An 18577-nucleotide genomic window follows, 5' to 3' on the forward strand; every position below is an offset into this window, starting at 1 on the left:
ACCCTGAATCGTCTTCACCGTTGCCTTGACTAGCCTAGGCTTTTTTGGGGCACCAGGATGGCCGCGGTTTGCGCCAATGCGCGATCTTTCGGCTTAATTCTCGCTTCAACGCTTTAATATAATAGTATTCGCGCCAACGTAATAATGATGTTCACGCTTAATGACACTGAGAGATCACGATCGATATGGATATCCACATGTCAGTTCCTTTTAGAACAATAAGCCTGAATCATAGAGCTAAGATCACACAAATCGGCGCGTTCCTTTGCTTCGGCATAAACGGAGAGATAGAAAGGTGCAATAAATATATGTCCAACGTCCTTCCATGCAGACTGAAATTCAGTTTCGAAATGAATATTAGGCCCATAAAATCGATGGTTAACTTGCAGCCATAATTCATCAATGTCGGCTTCATTTTGGATTTGTTTTGCATGCAAAGAGTGTTCGAACCGTGTGAGCATTCGGTGTCTATTACTCATCTCAATCCGTTGAAACCCTCGAAAGGCATCAACCTGAGCCACCCACTCGGGGCAACAGGTACGCAGATGCTCCAGAAATCTGTTTTCAAACGCCATGGCCCAGGTCTCACTGACAACCTCGGTTAGCGGAATAACACCCATAGTTGACTCCCGATGCAGCCTTTGGTGTATAGCGTGTCCTAATTCATGGACCAATCTGACCAAGCCGTTGAGGCTTCCATCAAAGTACAGTTGAACAAAGCTTCCAAAAGGAGTGTCAACGCACATGTCTGGCTGGTTTTGTTCTTTCAGGAATCTAATGTGTTGGTTTTTGATGATATCGTTCAGATATGTCTCGCACAGTAGGTGAATGAACTTAAAAGATGAGCAAACCAATTCCAATGCATCTCGCCAATCCAGTTCACAAATACGGAACTGATCCATTTCAAACTGACGGATATCTGAAAGCCAAGCTGATCTCGCACCCAGTTCTAATAAAAGTGAGTCAAAGTAAGCGCGACTTTCATTTGCGTGCTCTTCTGTAAATTCGGCACTACTCTGGTTTAGGCCGTTTTGCTTCAAGCGAATATGAAAAGCATTGGCTTCAGGGTCTATTTGACGCCGTTCTAATAGTCCACTTGATGAAGATGCCGAGCCTTTGCCAATATCTCTGTATGAATTTTTAAGGTTAGTGAATTGCCTTTCCACTTGTAGCAACTCAGCCCAAAGCCTAATTATATCCGGTACAAAGGCATTATGACCTGAAATGGAATGACAAAACTCTTCCATTTGATCGACTAATTTTCGACTGACTTTAATGAGCCAGAACTCCATATCTGAATCAACGGAATGTTCTGATAGCTGTAAGCTGAAAAGATTTATCGCACTCCACACGCTGCCAATTTTATGGTCCAGACGCATCAACAATTGAAACCTTTCCTCACTGGATTGACTAGGCAGTCCCAACTCCAACGCAGTTATCTCAACGCTTACACTATCTTGCCAATTTTTTTGTGAAGAGGATTTTAAAAATAACTCAATCAGATTCAAGCTCCATTGGTCGCCATCTACTGTCGTTAAACCCATTTTTTTCACTCTTGTCTTATTTACCGGGGTACTGAATACGCCTAGTGTCTTAAAAAATAGCTCACTGAAAAGGTGGGTGAATCAAGGCAGTACACAGCATGAAACCACCCAGCAGGTTGAACCAGTAATTCACCCGGCTTTAGAACGACTTCTATTCCACGAGCTTGTGCGAAATCAGGAAAACGCTCCAAATCGGGAGCTTCGGGTTTAACCCAACAGGCTTGGTAGTGATTGTACGCTTTCATCGGATAAAGATTAGATGCTTGGCTCGGCGGGTAGAGCACAAACTTCTTGCGCCCCATAATCTGGTACAGAAAACCATCGAGGGGATCATGATGGAGGCTACTAGCAGGCACATTCACAGGCACGGCGCCTAACCAGATCTGGGGCTCAATATAGTCATCCCTACTGAAGTAATTAGGCAGAAAGTCTTTGTGCATCGGCTCTGGTAAGGAACAGCCTTCTGTGTAGGCCTTGGTATGCCCCTCGATGATTGGCTGGCTTTTGGTATCTACAGAAGTCAGTCGTTCTATGAATTCGGCAACGGTCTCTTTGTGAGTCGCCGACCGAACACGTAATGGGACATCACCATATTCAGCGACTAGCCGTTGCAGCGACCAACGATGATGGGATTCAGGCATTTCTAAGTGGGTAATGATCATCGGCTGCCCCAAGGCGAGGGATTCAAGTATTTCCAACTCGGAAGGATTTGTAAATCGCGGCACCTCAACTAGGTTGTAGGCATCCGATACCAAATGTTCAGCCAGATCAAAGCGTTCAAGTGTGTCTTGTGAGGGGCGCAACAGAGACTTTACAATATGATTGATTAGGCCCACATCACCATCCAAATGGATCTTGCCAACGATTTCCGGGTCGCGAAAGTCTACCTCGGTGATGTTACTGGCGATGTGTTCGGCCGTGGCTAGGGGAAGTGTCAAGGTAGCATCGGGTTGCTCAAGCCATTCGTATCGGATGTCGAGTTCGGAATCCGTGAACACTATGGCCAATGGATGAGCTAGCTCTTCTGCGCAAATATGGAACAACACCCGGCCTGAGATACCTTCCGGATTTTCGAAGCCATGGCGGATAAGTTCAGCAAGTTCTTCGGCGGCTGAGCAATATATAATGGTTGGTTGTGTCATGGTGTATGTCCTGTTCTTGTCGGGTTCGCAGTGGCTTTCTTCGTTCAAGGCAGGCGGTTCAGCCAATCCCATTGATGGTTGTAGGCCAGCTCAATCAACTCCCGAGCCAGTTTTGCGCTGGTATCCTGTGCACTCAATTGTCGATCGAGAAGGTCCAGCTGGCGATTTCGAACATCGTCATAGCTGGCCAAGCCTTCTGAGTATCTAGCTAATTCATACGCTACGGCGCGCTGACTTAACTCTACAACCTGATTGTCCAGTTCGAGTTCAGCGAGGCTGGCTTCCGAAGATTGACGGAGCCGATTGGCTTCCCAATTCAGGCGTTTCAATTGATCTTCAGCATTCCTGCGTGCTATAGAGGCCTCAGCGCCCAGGCGCGCTTGATCTTCGCGAGTCTTAAGGTCAAAAAAATCGTAGCTGAAGCGAAGCCCCCAGGATTGGTTTTCTTCATCTGGTAATCTCTCTCGGAAGTCTTTTTCAAAGCGGTAGTAAGCGCTCAACTCAGGCCAATGGTCGCGCTGACGGGCCCTCTCCTCCAGTTGCGCGCCTTCCAGGTTCAGTTGCTGCTTGCGGTACTCTGGATGATGGTTAGCAAGCGGCAACTCATCTAAAACCGGCAGCAACCAGTCGATAAGAACAGTCAAAGAGGTCAGCGGCACGACCTGAATGTTGTCACTACTTACCCAGGGGAGTGTCAAGGCGTATTGGTTTTGATGAACGACTTGACGAGCGCTGGCTATGGATTGCTCTTGGCGACGTACATCCAGTTGTGCCAGGTCTCGGTCGATGGGGAGGCTACGACCCTCTTCAACCAGAACACTGACCGAATCGCCAACGGATTGAATGTGTTTCAATCTGTTTTTCTGAATCTGGAGTCGATCATAGGACTCCTGAACTTTCAGGTAATCGAGCATGGCGCTTCTTAGCAAGGCCAGCCGACCCAGTTCACCATTGATATGGTATAGCTGCCACTGTTTTTGAGCCCGAAGCAAGGGTAAACGGTTGTAAAATGGGCTATTGTGTTTCAGCAATGGCTGAGAGATTTCAATGCTGAAATTATCTACCTGCAATTTGTCTTCAGGGATCCCCTGACTCACCTTGCCAAGTTGACGGCCATACTTATGCTCCAGCCCCAAAGTTATGTCAGTGCCCAACCAAGAGGTCCAGCTAGTGTCCAGGCCTGTGGTAATTCCACTGAGGACGTTACGGCTGGTTGGCACAGTAAAGGTTTCAGATGTGACTTCGTCGTAACTCGAACGCGCTGTTATCTTGGGCCAGAAGTAGCGCTGGCCATCCTCAAGACTGAGTCGTTCCGCCTGGTCCAGCACATGATACTCATGCTGCTCTAAATGATACTGCAACGTTGCTTCCAGGTAAGCTCTCAAGTCCAGTGTCTCGGGGGTTTCAGCCTTAACGTTAGCCAGCGGCATTAAACCAGAAATCATAACCAACTGAATCCATGCTGCTTGCTTTATCCATTTCTCGTTCGCCATTAGGAGGGTTCACTCAAAGCTGTTCGGAAATATTTGGTGAACGGATCGAATAAATAGTTGATCAAGCGTCGTTCACCGGCTTTTATTTCCACCCTTAACTGCAAGCCTGGCCGCAGAAAGGTCTCGGGGTTATTGACTTCTAACAGGGTTATCGTGCCGGTCATACGGTATATCCGATTACCCTCTACGACTTCCGACGATTCTGAAACAAACCCTATAGTTCCGTGCAGGCGCCCATGGTCGTCCGGGTTACTTCCGAGTGAGCTGGCACGGAACTCCATACCCGGTTCTACCCAGATGGCATAGTTGGAAGGAATCTGGATCTCGATTTGTAAGTCTTCTTGGTCAAAACGAGGGCGGAGTTTTAGAAGTGCCATGCCGCCGTCCATGACTTCGTGCTCGCCCCGAGCCAATACTTCATCGACTATGGCTGCGAATGGCGCACGCACATTCATATCGTTTCGTTCTCGCTGCTTACTAGCCAAACGACTTTGAGCCTGGCTAAACTGATCCAGTTGGTCCTGAAGCCTCACCAAGCGCTCAAGAATAAAGTCATCCTTCAGTTTATTCCGCTCGACCACGAGTTTGTCCTGCTCAGTACTCGTATTGGCCAGATCGGAGTCCAGACTTGCCCGGTTTGACTGCAATTCCAGTAACCGAAGTTCCTGCTGGTCAACCTTACTGCTACTTTCTATGCCCTGGTCCCTCAACCTCTTGAAACGTGCTAAGTCGCGATGCTCCATTGCAATAGTCTCATCAAGCAAACGGATCTGACGTTCCAGATTGGTATAACGGGTTTCAATGCCACGGAAGGATTGATCTAAGGACGCAAGGGAGTCACCTAGAGCCCGTTCGAGGTAACTGCGAAAGCCCATCGGGTCGACCGGGTTAGGGATTGAGGCTAGTTTGCTCCTCAGTGCAGTCTGAGTAGCTTCTTCCAGCCAATCATCAATCTGGTAAAAGTCCGTCCAGACGGAACGGCTCAGGGTCATCAATTCCTGTTCAAAGCGCTCCAGTTCTCGATCCATCTGTTCCGTGTCGAAGGTAACCAGAGTATCCCCAGGCTCGACATACATGCCCTCTTTTACGTGGATAGATTTCACAAAACCCTGCAGAGGTGCGCGCACTTCAAAAAGTTTGGCCCGGGTTTCCAGAACGCCCTGAGCGGGTACAATTTTATCTACTTTAAAAAATGAGGCGCAGATTACCGCAGTCACAATGACCAACAGTATAATAAGTATCATGATCTTGAGGTCGCCCGGCGTTTTGAAGCGCTTACTGAACTCCGAGTTATCGTTGAGCAAGTTCAGGGTGTGTATTTCGCTAAAGCTATAACGCATCGCCGAGCTCCCGGTCCGAGCCAGGCGTTAAGGCATTGGTTATGGGCTGACCGGCTTGTAATGCTAGACGGTCTAGCGCTGAATCCCGTTTGAGCATGGCATCCCACATCGCCTGGTAACTGTTCTCGCCCTTGAGTAACTCCTGGTGTGTTCCGACCACTTCAATTTCGCCAGCTTGCATTACCACTATGCGATTACAATAAGAAAGTGTATTTAATCGGTGAGCAATGATAATGCCGGTTTTGTCTTGGCAGGCTTGGTAGATGGTTTCCTTAATAGTTTCCTCTGTTCGGTTGTCCAGGGCACTAGTGGCCTCGTCGAACAATAGAATATCGCTTTTACGAACCAAAGCACGTGCGATCGCTAGGCGTTGGCGCTGACCACCGGAAAGGTTGCCGCCATCTTCGCTCAACTGGGTCAGAAACTTTTGTGACATGTCATCAACGAAGCTTGAGCTGCCGGATGCCTCAAGGGCCTGATGTATATCGGCCACGGTAGAGTTCAGTCGACCTAAATGAACGTTTTCAAGTACCGACGTATTGAACAGGAAGCTTGTTTGCTGAACGGAGGAGATACGTGCCCTGAGCACCTCGGGCGGAATTTGGTCGATATTGTAGCCATTGATCTTGATTTTTCCGCTCGTGGGCTTATAAAAACCAAGCAGCAAATTGACTAGGGTCGATTTACCGGAGCCACTGCCTCCCACGATTCCTATGATCTCGTTCGACTGGATAGTCAGGTTAATGCCCTTCAGAACATATTGATTGGGTTGTTGAAATTCTTCGGAAGTGATGACTGGGTATTGAAACCAGACATCTTCGAATTCGATGGGGCCATTCAAGTCGAGATCATCGCCCGAAACCGACAAAGCGATCGGCTCTGGCGGCTGGAGTTCCTCCAAGCGCTTTTTAGCGAGTTTAAAGGTTTCCCAGCCACTAGCCGTCATAACCAGCGAGATCAGCGGGGAAACAACATTGCCAGCCATCATGTTAAAGGCGATCAACTGCCCGATGGTCATCTCGCTTGCAAATACCGCTTGGGCACCAAAGAAGATAACCGCGATGGTTATTAATTGACTTTGAAAGTTTACAATGGCTCGAACTATATGACCAAGCCGTGCGATATGGAAGCCACCATAGAGGTTTGTTTCTAGGCAAATATTTATTTTGTGCCTGAAGTGTGACTCGTTTGCTAAGGATTTGATAGTGCGCATGCCCTTAACCATTTCGATTAGAGTGGATTGATATGAAGCGTCGTAGGTGTAGGCTTTTTGAACTCGATCACGTAACGGTTTAAGCGAAACACCAACTGTCAAAGCCATTAATAGACCGATGCCAATTACGATGAAAGAGAGCATTGGACTATAAAAGAACAGAAAAGGCAAAACGACTAACAGAGACAAAATGGATATAACAGACGAGAGTAATTGTCGAACCAGGAAGTTTGAAGCCTCTTCGATTTGATCGACCAGCTTGGTCAAGTCGCCGACTTTCTGGCTATCGAAGTAAGGGACATTCATCGACAATAGTCGACTGAATACCTCCTTGCCAAGACCGTTCTGATACTTTGCAAATAGAATGCTTTCCTGGTAATCACGGAAACACTGAAATACGCTAGTAGCGATTGCGGCCAGAAGCAATAGAGCGACAACCACAAGCAAGGATCCTTGAGCGGAATATGGAAGAATTTTATCGGTGAACGTCTGAAACCCGAGAGGGGTTGCCAAGCCCAACAGCGCAATGACCAGCGATATGCTAATAATAACCTTGGCTGTGGATTTTTGAATCAAAAAGTGCCGTAGCACATAGCTGGTTGAGGTTTCAGATTTTGATGTTTTCTGGACTGGCTCGATAACAAGGCCTGACGATGTAAGGCCTAGGTCTTTAGTAAGGTTACCCAACGCGTCTTCATAGGTTTCTACCTCCACACCGCTGTGATCATAGGTAGACAATCGAAACCTATTTCCACCCAGTTTCTTTACGAGATACGTATCACCTTCATCTGAAAAGACTACCCAAACCGTTTGGGCTTTAAGGGACTTGGGAATGGAATCGATTTTTTTCCACGAACATCGCAAATCTTTAAGCGTGTTGATTTTTTTTAGAACCAAGCTAGAAGCTATATATCCCTCTATGATAGACTGAGAAAGCACAAGGATAATACTGTCCGATTGGTTCAACAGTCGAAATGCCTCTTCAAACTGAAAGAGTGAGCCTTCCTTGATTTTTACCGGTGCTTTCGATGCTAACATTCTGCTTCCTTTTTTGAGCCCACAACTAAATTCTTGCAATTCTACCAGTGGCAACTAAAAATATAGATTTTCTTAATTGCCTGCATTCAAAAAAGTCTGTTATAAAATAAAATATCCTCTAAGCGATGCATTTAAAACAATCGACCACCAAGAAAAACTCATCGAAAATTTCATTATTCGCCTAAAGGCTATTTTGTATAATCCAAAAATACCTTACTCTGACTTATCTATTTTTTCATTTTTTCTAAATTTACTTCCTCTCCCCTCTAACTCCTTGAAGTCCTTATCGACCTTATATCCTAAAACGAATCCACTAAGAAGCAAGCAAAACAAGAAAATCACATCCCAAAATTGGGATAGTTCGGAACGATCAAAACGATATATCGGCAAAAAAGCTAATGGTAAAGTATATTTTAAGTACCTGTATTTCATAATAACCCTATACACATAGAAAGCGACCCTCTGACAGGGCCGCTAAAGTTTCTAGAAACCACCACATTCATGAAAAGATTTGGAAGCGGCCAAAGTGCCCACAACAGCTGCCGGGACGGTAACATACGGATTAACAGCAAATACCCCAACTACGCCGGCGGAAAAGGCCACTTCGTTTTCTGTTGTACAGCCCCCCCCTTCCGCTTTGAATTTACTTTTATTTAAAATAGCCCCTTGATCATTCCGATCTTGAGAGGTCGGCGTTTTGCTCACATACCCAACATGGCCACCGATATAGACTTGCTCGTTATTTTTCTTCTTTTTCTTTTTTGAGGAACCACTGCCGCTACCGCCACCAAAGGCCGCACCAGCGATTCCATCGAAACAGTTGAGTTGCTTATAAACGTTTGACATACTCTTATTTCCTTATAGACTAATGTTTTTTGGGTTTATAAAACCCCTAAGGGGGCATTCGGCGAGCACGGTTTTTGGTAGAGCGTGCTCGCTGAATTCTTTTTCTGTCAGCCTGTTTGGGCCCACAGTTTTTTGTTGATACTCCTTTGTTCACTTGTGACGCCATCTGTAAAGAGAGAGCCCTTCCAGTGATAGACCTTCCGGATGCTACCATCCTGATGTCGGCCAAGACTGAACGCTTTGTACTCGGGAAACACTTGGGTTCGCAAGTCTCTCAGAATAAATTTGGCATGTCCCCATGGGGCTATAAAATCGCCAAACATCAAATGCCTACCACCGTTCCACTGTTCCACTTGCAAAGGTATTTTATTGGCAAGTACCTGTTGTTTGGAGTCTTTGTCCAGCCATGCCCAGGATGCGAATCCGACTGGATTATAATGCTCGTCAAAGTATAGCTTATATTGCCCATACACTAGGGCCGGCACGACGTCCTGATCTACACTCCATAGAGGCCATTGACTGTGGTAGTCCGCATGCTTCATTAGCCACATCATTGTACCCAGCGCTTCATGGAATCCGATGGCAAACGGGGTTGATTCTTGCCTGTTTAGTGAACTCATTACCATAACCTCCTTACCGCATTACCGCTTCCTGATGCATACCGCCCTAAGTAGGCGTTGGTATGGCAAGCTAATTCCTGCTTAAGCCATTGGAACATCATTAATGGAGTGCAAAACGGGCACAGAAAATCGAAGAACCACAATCGATCTCCGGTAGTTTCGGAGAAATATGCCGCTAATTCAGCTTCACTTCCTTCACCGGCCAACATGGATTGGTGTATGTTTTCAGGTATCAAGACCCAGCTTGCATAACCATAAGGGCGATGCTCATCATCGAAGAATATTTTTGCTTGCCCTGTTTCCAGCATTGGTGTCAACCGAGAGATAAAATCGAAAACAGACTGTTCGCCGTATTGGCTGTGATAATTGGCAAGATCGGTCACGATGCCGATGACTTGGAAAGCTGAAAGCTGGTTAGAATATTTTAGCTCGCAGATTGGCAGCTGACTTTGGATGGTTTGTCTCATATAAAGCTATCCCTCGCTGTAAAAAAGTCCCGCGCTACCAATCCTTGATAACACTCTGCCGACTGAAAAAACAATAACAAATTTTATTCTAAGCTGTAAACAAAATAATTACGATTAAAGCGTTTATTATTATAAAAATAATTTAAGTATCAATCTAAAATAAAATACCCCGCAACGCCTAACGGCGTTATTTACCTATTATTTCTATACTTTTGGGTCGTTTACGGCTCCATCAAATAGTGTTAAAAAACGCAGTCACAGAACCAAAGTGAACCGTAACAGCACCTCAAATCACCTACCAGCAGAGCGTGGCCGACCAGCTCAATCCGAATGGTTTTGTGGTGCGCGAGATAGTGCGCGGTAAGCGTGAGAAGGGCTAGGCGGGATTCGACAACTTGTCGTACTCGATGGCGTTGATCAACCAGGTTACGGTACCCGCGCCGGTAACCACAGGTACCTCATCATCGACCTGTTTTTTCAGCAACGCCCGGGCCATTGGGCTGTCGATCGAGATATAGTCTTTACGGCCAAGAATCTCATCGTACCCGACCACGCGAAAACGTAGCTGCTCGCCGGCCTCATTCTCAACCTGCACCCAAGCACCGAAAAAAACCCGACCCTCCTGTTCCGGAACGTAGTCGACAATACGCAACAGCTCCAAGCTCTTGGTTAGGTAGCGCACCCGTCGATCGATCTCGCGCAGGCGTTTCTTGTTGTATTGGTAGTCGGCGTTTTCGCTGCGGTCGCCCAGACTGGCAGCCCAGGTCACTTTAAGAGTGACATCGGGTCGTTCGACTTTCCACAGCTGATGCAATTCCGCCTGCAATTGCACATGGCCGGCTCGGGTAATCAGTTTGGTACTCATGCTGGGACCTTCATTAATGCTTAGCTTTCGGAGCCATGGTACGGAACAATGACAGATGATGACGATTGATTCTGCCATTCCAGAGGGTGAGCGCAAGCTAAAACTGAATTTGACCAAGGCTGCAACGCGTGAGGGGGTCTAACTAGGAAGGGGCATAGCGACCAATGTCGTCTTATTGTGTTAATGAGTAGGGGCTGCACCATCAATGAGTCGACCTATGCGAACTGCAATTGATGGAGTTTTCGCCCTGTTAATGGCCGCCTGGACTAACGACGGCCATATAGGGTCAACCTAGTCGCTTGGTTCGTTGACGAGTGCTGGTGTCGCCAATGCATCTTCCGTTACAGGCGAATCGTCTTGGCCATCCCCAAGCCCCAAGAGCTCGGCCTGGGCCAAGGTATCAGCCTGCGTTAAAATCTTTGCCTCGGCCTGCGTCAGAATCTGGGCTTGTGCGAGCAGTTCCGCCTGGAACAGCGCTAGCGTCTCCGCTTGCGCCAGAATCTGTGCCTCGGCTTCGGCCAACGATTTTTCTGCCTGGGCTAGCATATCCGCCTCCGCTAACGCGATCTCCGCTTGCGCCAGAGCTTCCTCTTCGGCCTGCGCCAGGGTCTCCGCCTGCGCTAACAGCTCCGCCTGATCTTGGGCCTGCGTTTCAGCAGCTACCAATGCGTTTTCCGTCTGCGCCAACGTCTCAGCTTGTGATTCTGCCTGTGTCGCTGCCGCCTCGTTCTGCGCCTGCGCCTGCGCCAACGCTTGCTCGGTCTGCGCCAATTTTTCAGCCTCAGCCAGTGCTAATGTCTTCGCGTCCGCCAGCGTCTCCGCATGCGTCAAGGCTTGAGCCTCGGCCTCGGCCTGCTCAGTCTTAGCCCGTGCCAGTGCCTGTTCTGCTTGGCCCTTATCCGCTTGGGCCAATGCCAAGGCCTGCTCCGCCTGCGTTAAAAGTTCAGCCTGCGCCAGCTTCTCTGGCTCAGTCTGCGCTTGGGACAGTGCCTGTTGCAATTGTGCCATCTCCGCCAGCGCCTGGGCCAGAGCCTGCTCCGCCTGGGCCAGTTTCTCTGTTTGAGCCTCGGCCAGGGCCTCGCTCTGGGCCAGAGCTTGCTCTGCTTGGGCTAAAATATCTGCCTGGGCCAGTGCCAATTCCTCAGACTGCGCGAGCATTTCCGCTTGGGCCCTGGTCTCCGACTCGGCCAACGCCTTCTCCGACTCAGAAGCTGCTAGCACTTGTTCGGCCTCGGCTAAGGCTAGGGCCTCGGCCAAAGCTTGGGCTTCTGCGTCCGCCAATGCTTGCTCGGCCTGCGCCAAATTCTCCGCCTCGGCCCTGGCAAGCAGCTCCGCCTGGGCGAGAATTTCGGCCTGCGCCTGCGCCTGCGTTTCGGCTTCTGCTTGCGCTTCCACTAATGCATTTGCCTCCGCGAGTTCGCTCTCGACTTGGAGCAGCGTCTCCGCCTGTGTATAAGCCAGCGTCTCCGCCGCAATCAACGCCTGCTCGGCCTCTGCCAGGATCTCAGCTTGGGTTACGGCTTGCGTCTCAGCCTCGGCCAGAATATCCGCCTGGGTTAAAGCCTGCGCCTGCGCCTGCGCCAAACTATTCTCGGCCAGCGCCAGCGTAAGGGCCTCAGTCTCCGACTGTGCCTGCGCCTGCGCCAATGCCTGCGTCTGCGTTTCCGCCAGCGACTTGGCCTCAACTAAGGCCTGCACCGTCTGGGCCAGTGTCTGCGCCTCGGCTAGGGCCAGCTTCTCAGCCTGGGCCTCCGACTGTAACTTGTCTGACTTCGCCAGAGACAGTGATCTCTCAACCTGCGCCAACGTTTCCGCTTCGGCCAGCACCTGTTCCGCCAGCGCGAGGATCTCTGCCTGCGCCTGCGCCAAGGTCTCCGCCTCGGCCAGGGCGAGCTTCTTCGCGTTAACCAACGCTAATGTTTTCTCATCATTTAGCGTCTGCGCTTCGGCTAGTGTTGCGGTCCACTCTAACGACTGCGTATCAGCCAGCGCCTTCTCAGTCTGAGCCAGTGCCAGCGCCTCTTGAGCTATTACCAAAGCCTCCTCCGCCTGCGTCAAAACTTCTGCCTGCGCTATAATCTCCGCCTCAGCGTCAGCCAGTGCGCGTGCTTCTATCACCGCCAGCGCCCGAGAATCTTCCTCTAGCGCTCGCGTCTTTGCATGGGCCTGAATCTTCGTTTCGGCTAACACCAACATTTCCGCCTGCGCTAAAATCTCACTCTGGGCCTGCGCAAGAATTGCCGCCTGGCTGAGGGCAATTTCAGACTGCGTTACAATTTCCGCTTCTGCCAGAGTTAGCGTCTCGGCCTGGGTCAGCGCTCGCGCTTCCGACTGCGCCTGCGCAGCTTGGGCCCGCGTTAAAGCCTGTTCGGCTTGCGCCAATATCTCGGCCTGGACTTGAGTCTCCGTTTCGGCCTGCGCGAGAATATCGGCCTGCGCTAAAATCTCACTCTGGGCCAGCGCTAAAACGTCCGCCTGGGTCACAGCGTTCTGTGCCTGCGTTACAATCTCAGATTCTGCCCGAGATAGCGTCTCGGCCTGGGTCAGCGCTCGCGCTTCCGACTGCGACTGCGCAGCTTGGGCCCGCGTTAAAGCCTGTTCGGCTTGCGCCAATATCTCGGCCTGGACTTGAGTCTCCGTTTCGGCCTGCGCGAGAATATCGGCCTGCGCTAAAATCTCACTCTGGGCCAGCGCTAAAACGTCCGCCTGGGTCACAGCGTTCTGTGCCTGCGTTACAATCTCAGATTCTGCCCGAGATAGCGTCTCGGCCTGGGTCAGCGCTCGCGCTTCCGACTGCGCCTGCGCAGCTTGGGCCCGCGTTAAAGCCTGTTCGGCTTGCGCCAATATCTCGGCCTGGACTTGAGTCTCCGTTTCGGCCTGCGCGAGAATATCGGCCTGCGCTAAAATCTCACTCTGGGCCAGTGCTAAAACGTCCGCCTGGGTCACAGCGTTCTGTGCCTGCGTTACAATCTCAGATTCTGCCCGAGATAGCGTCTCGGCCTGGGTCAGCGCTCGCGCTTCCGACTGCGACTGCGCAGCTTGGGCCCGCGTTAAAGCCTGTTCGGCTTGCGCCAATATCTCGGCCTGGACTTGAGTCTCCGTTTCGGCCTGCGCGAGAATCTCGGCCTGCGCTGAAATCTCACTCTGGGCCAGCGCTAAAACGTCCGCCTGGGTCACAGCGTTCTGTGCCTGCGTTACAATCTCAGATTCTGCCCGAGATAGCGTCTCGGCCTGGGTCAGCGCTCGCGCTTCCGACTGCGACTGCGCAGCTTGGGCCCGCGTTAAAGCCTGTTCGGCTTGCGCCAATATCTCGGCCTGGACTTGAGTCTCCGTTTCGGCCTGCGCGAGAATCTCGGCCTGCGCTGAAATTTCGGCCTGAGCCAGCGTTAAAATTTCAGCTTGGGTGAGTGCGTTTTGTGCCTGCGTTACGATCTCAGCTTCTGCCAGCGTTAGCGTCTCGGCTTGAGCCACCACTCGGGCTTCCGCATTCGCCTGAGCAGTTTGGGCTAGCGTTAGGGCTTGCTCTGCTTGCGCGAATATCCTTGCCTGGGCTTGAATCTCGGCTTCGGCCAGAGCTAGAATTTCAGCCTGCGCGATGATCTCATCTTCGGCCAGTGTTAATATTTCAGCCTGTGCCAGTGCATCCTGAGCTTGAGTTACAATTTCCGCTTCTGCCAAGGTTAGCGTTGCTGCTTGAGTCAACACTCGGGCTTCCGCATTCGCCTGCGCAGCTTGAGCAAGCGTTAGAGCTTGCTCGGCTTCGCTCAATAGCGCCGTTTCAGCCTGTTCAAGGGCCTCGGCTCGGACTTGCGCGACTTGGGCCCGCGTTACGGCTTGTTCTGCTTGCGCCAATCTCTCAGCCTGGGTCAGGGCATTCTGAGCCTGCGTTGCAATCTCTGCCTCAGCCAAGATTAGTGTCTCAGCCTGAGTCTGCGCGCGCGCCTCAGTCTGCGCTTGAGCTGCTTGGGCCAGGGTTAAGGCTTGTTCAGCCAGCGCCAATATGCCTGCCTGGGCTTGAGTCTCGATTTCGGCTAGCGCTAGAATTTCCGCCTGGGCTATAATTTCAGCTTCTGCCCGCCCTATAAATTCCGCCAGCACCAGAATCTCAGTTTCCGCTTGCTCGAGAGTTTCCGCCTGTGTCGCTGCTAACCTTTCAGCCTGAATTACGGCTAATGCCTGAGCCTGCGCCTGAGCCGTTTGCGCTTGCGTCAAGGCCTGTTGAGCCTGCGCCAAAATTTGCGCCTCGGTCAGCGCCTCGGTCTGAGCGTCGGCAAGGGCTTGCTGCGCCTGCGCTAGAATCTCCGCCTGCGCTAGAGTCTCCGCTTCGGCCAGGTTTAGAATTTCGGCCTGGGCCAGCTCTCTGTTCACCTGCGCCAGGATTTCAGTCTCGGCTTGTGCTAGAGATTCCGACTGCGCCAGAATTTGCGCCTCGGCGAGCGCAAGAATATCTGCTTGCGTTAGCGCCTGTTCCGCCTGTGCCAAAATTTTAGCTTGGGCCAGCGCCAGCGTCTCCGCTTCCACCAACGCCTGCTCTACCTGCGCCAGTATCTCAGCTTCAGCCTGAGCCAGGGACTCCGCTTGGGCTAATGCCCTCTCCGCCTGTGCGAGGATTTCCGCCTCCGCTAGGGCTAGATTTTCTACCTGCGCTGTTATAGCCGCTTGTGCCAAAATTTCAGCTTGAGCCGCGGTCTCGGCCTGTTCCAGCGCCAATGCTCTGGCCGCGCTCAACGCCTCTTCAGCCTGCGCTACTGTCTCCGCTTGCGTCTGCGCGAGCGCCTGCGCCTGCGCCATATTTGCCTGGGCTTGGGCCAAAATATCGGCCTGTGCCAGGATCTCAGACTCGACTTGCGCCAGAGTCTCGGCCTGCGCTTGCATATCAGCCTGCGCCAATGCCAAAGTCTGTGCGTGCACCAATGCAGTTGCCTCAGCTCCAGCCAAGGCGTTCGCCTCGACTAACGCCAAACTATCCGTTTGGGCCAGAATCTCCGCCTGGGCCACCGCCAATAGCGCCAACTGGGACTCGGCCTCAGCCTCGGCTGACGTTAATGTCTCTGCTTGGGCCAAAATCTCCGCCAGCGCCGCTTCTAGTGCATCCGCCTGCGCCAAGGTTTCCGTTTGGTGCTCCTTTAAAGCTTGGGCATGCACTAGGGCCAGAGTTCGAGCTTGGCTTTGCGCAGCTGCCAGCGCCTGGTTTGCCAAGGCTAGCGTCACCCATTGCGATTGCGTCAGCGTATCCGCCTCTGCCTTCTCTGCTTGAGCCTGCGCCAGCGCTTGATCGGCTATGGCCAGAATCTCGGCCCCTGACTGTGCCAGCAGCTCTGCCTCTAACAGGGCCTGTGCGGCCTGCACGAGAAGTTCAGACTCTGCATCTGCCAAGCCCTGCTGTGCCAAAACGGTTGTCGCCAAGGCTTGCGCCAAAGCTTGCTCCGCTACCGCTTTTTCAGACTGCGCCTGAACCAACGCTTGCTCCGCAGAGGCTTTTTCGGACTGCGCCAAGGCTAGGGCTTGCTGCGCGATAATCTTCTCCGATTGCGCCAGAGCCAATGCTTCATCAGCCAAGGCCTGAGCCAGCGCTTCGGCTGCCAAACGTGCTTGATCGGCCTGAACCTGAGCGAGCGCTTCCGCCTGAGCCTGGGCCAACGTTACCGCTAGACTCTCCGCCAGTGCTTGCTCCGCCAAGGCCTGCGCTTCTGCTAAAGCTTCTGCTTCAGCCAGCGCCAAGGCCTCAGCTTCTGCGAGGGCTTCCGTGCTCGCTTGGCCCATATAGCCGCTATAGGTGGCAATGCCGTTGTAGATGCCAATCTCGTTCACATCGACGGCGCAATTCAGTCCGCCCGACTCAGATGTCACGGAGCCAATAGCAATGGCCGCAGTGGCCCATAAGTTCCCGCAAACGGCGGCTCCCGCTCCGGTGACCGCGCCATTAATAAAAGCAGTACCAATGAAGGATGACCCCGCACCCAGAGTCAGCGCACCACCTATATTCCAAATGACCACAGCACCACCGCTGCCAACGTTGATTATTTTAAATTCACTGCCTGCGGCCACGGTCAATGCGGAGCTAAGGTTAATAATCCAAAATTGAACCTGAGTTGAATTTTCAGCATCGAAGGTCACAACCGAATCCGCAGCAACGGTAGCAGCAGTGCCCTGATAGACACCGGGCCGATAAACTGCTCCGCCCATAGCCACGGCGCCTAGTATTTCATTGGGGGTAAGCTGAAATAATACGGCTTGAGCATCGATTATATTCGCTATACCGTCTTGCCCATCGGTAAAGACAATCGCCGGCCGAGCGCTGATAGTATCGGTATAGGCAAAAGAAGCCTCCGATCCGCTTCCCGTTATCGCAGCACCGGCATAGACCTGCGCTGTTTGAGAACCCGCGCCTAGGGTGACCGCTGCTCCGGCATAGATATTCCCCACAAACGCACCCGCACCCACTACCGTGGCGGCCTCGGAAAATACCGGTCCATAGGGGCCACCGAACGCCCCAACCGAAGATGCTGCGCCGATGGATACAGCGCTGCCAGACGAAATACTGCTCACCACAGACCCTTGACCTGTAGCAGCGGCGGCACCTGCTACCAGATCGCCGGTATTAGCGTAAGCGGCAACGTCAACCGCGGCGGACGAGGTTATCCTGGCAGTCTCTGCCCATGCGCCCACCGAAACTGCGCCGGCGGCACCGATTGCATTTGAAATTGTTGCGCCCGCTGATATGGCCACTGCACCGCCGGACCAGACAGAATGATCTTTAAAAAGAAACTGTTCGAATGAATATTCGTCTGCTGCCGCCCATGTTGCGGTGATTAATAGGCTGCATAAGATAACAGTTGTCAATTTAGTGTTCATGTTGGCGCCTTATTTGGAACGAGAACGTGTTTGGTCGGAATCCCTTCATTATTTCTGCACATTACAATCCTAGCTGGGGATTTGTCGTAAATAGCACGCAGGCAAACAATCAAAAGCCCAGTTAGCAGCTTTTACCTGGTCACAAAATTGGGCTACTCGCAAGATGTGGCGCATCTGTCGACTACTTTCACTTTACAAGTGCATGCCGACCTATTGCCTAAATTCGTCGATCCTAAGCCTACTTCAAGAGCTGGACGCCTTTCCTTAAATCCTGTCCGTTTTTGAAGGCTTTTGGGATGAGTATGGTCAGAGAGCCTTTGCCAGACTCTCCTCTGAGGTAACATTGACGTAAGGGCCGATGTTCGGGCCTTATTAACTTCAAAGTATGAACAAGATAACGCTCTTGCTCTATTTACATATTCTGGTCAGCTGTTGTGCACAATATACCTCCTTAACTTAAAATTCTATCAGTAATACTTTTATTTATATTAATATCGAATAAATACTTTTATCATCATATTGACCATGACCATTGGAGTCTATTTTATGATTAGGATTGAAAAAATTTCTGCGCTTCATTAATTTAATTACATGCGCTAAAAGACAGCATCCTGGGCCATTAACGGTTATACCCATATTGGCCAGGTAAAATATACTGCCACCCTGAAATCCCTAAACGCCCGGCGTGCCGGCCTTCTCATATAGAATTAATTTTTAAACGTAAAAAAGATAAACGATGCGGTTATATTTTTAAGTAACCCTTTTGACTATAGGCACAGAGTCACTGCAAAAGTTTGTAACTTTTTAAATCGGAAAAGTTTTAAAATAATTCATTTATTATAAAAAAAAAGGCCGTTTTTTACTATAGTCATTTAGACAATAATGCTTATTGATGAGTGTGTCGGGCTACCTCTTTGGTGGGTGCATACTAATTCACCCTCAATTATCATCCGCCAAAGGGGACGTCGAGCAGTCACTGGCCTAACATCCCGTCTTCAATTGCTGCTGGCTTGGGACACGTCTGTGCATGATTGCTATGGTCTTTATGGGTACTGGTCAATATACTCGTCTTGTATATCAGCATCCGAACAACGCCGACTTAGGCTTCATTCGCGCACCCCAAGATAGCGAGAACGCTACATGACTACCCTTGC

General features: G+C 50.8%; 10 protein-coding genes. All 10 read right to left on the minus strand.

Translation table 11 applies throughout. The annotated features are described in order from the left end of the window. Nucleotides 1-200: 200 nt before the first annotated feature. Complete coding sequence (locus tag REIFOR_RS12640) at nt 201-1544, minus strand: M3 family metallopeptidase (protein ID WP_100257907.1); 1344 nt, start codon at nt 1542-1544, stop codon at nt 201-203. Between the two features lie 41 nt (nt 1545-1585). Further along, nucleotides 1586-2686: a cupin-like domain-containing protein gene (locus REIFOR_RS12645; protein WP_158524378.1), complete on the minus strand. Its 1101-nt coding sequence runs from the start codon at nt 2684-2686 to the stop codon at nt 1586-1588. 44 nt (nt 2687-2730) lie between these two features. Then, a complete protein-coding gene (locus REIFOR_RS12650) occupies nt 2731-4179 on the minus strand; it encodes a TolC family protein (RefSeq protein WP_100257909.1) in 1449 nt (482 codons plus the stop codon). Then, nucleotides 4179-5519 (minus strand): putative HlyD family type I secretion protein, encoded by a 1341-nt coding sequence (locus REIFOR_RS12655; protein WP_100257910.1) that lies wholly within the window; start codon nt 5517-5519, stop codon nt 4179-4181. Before REIFOR_RS12655 ends, REIFOR_RS12650 begins: the two co-directional genes overlap by 1 nt. Beyond that, nucleotides 5509-7770: a peptidase domain-containing ABC transporter gene (locus tag REIFOR_RS12660; protein ID WP_100257911.1), complete on the minus strand. Its 2262-nt coding sequence runs from the start codon at nt 7768-7770 to the stop codon at nt 5509-5511. Before REIFOR_RS12660 ends, REIFOR_RS12655 begins: the two co-directional genes overlap by 11 nt. Before the next feature lie 483 nt (nt 7771-8253). Continuing rightward, a complete protein-coding gene (locus tag REIFOR_RS12670; RefSeq protein WP_100257913.1) occupies nt 8254-8616 on the minus strand; it encodes a hypothetical protein in 363 nt (120 codons plus the stop codon). Nucleotides 8617-8723: 107 nt separating this feature from the next. Next, nucleotides 8724-9236, minus strand: coding sequence for a toxin-activating lysine-acyltransferase (locus REIFOR_RS12675; RefSeq protein WP_158524379.1), 513 nt, complete (start codon nt 9234-9236; stop codon nt 8724-8726). After that, nucleotides 9236-9703, minus strand: coding sequence for a toxin-activating lysine-acyltransferase (locus tag REIFOR_RS12680; RefSeq protein ID WP_100257915.1), 468 nt, complete (start codon nt 9701-9703; stop codon nt 9236-9238). The genes REIFOR_RS12675 and REIFOR_RS12680 overlap by 1 nt, the downstream gene beginning before the upstream one ends. Before the next feature lie 376 nt (nt 9704-10079). Next, nucleotides 10080-10568: a transcription elongation factor GreB gene (gene greB, locus REIFOR_RS12685; protein WP_100257916.1), complete on the minus strand. Its 489-nt coding sequence runs from the start codon at nt 10566-10568 to the stop codon at nt 10080-10082. 291 nt (nt 10569-10859) lie between these two features. Continuing rightward, a complete protein-coding gene (locus tag REIFOR_RS12690) occupies nt 10860-17423 on the minus strand; it encodes a hypothetical protein (protein ID WP_100257917.1) in 6564 nt (2187 codons plus the stop codon). Nucleotides 17424-18577 lie beyond the last annotated feature (1154 nt).

Origin of the sequence: Reinekea forsetii, assembly GCF_002795845.1 — a bacterium.
Taxonomy (GTDB): Bacteria; Pseudomonadota; Gammaproteobacteria; order Pseudomonadales; family Natronospirillaceae; genus Reinekea; species Reinekea forsetii.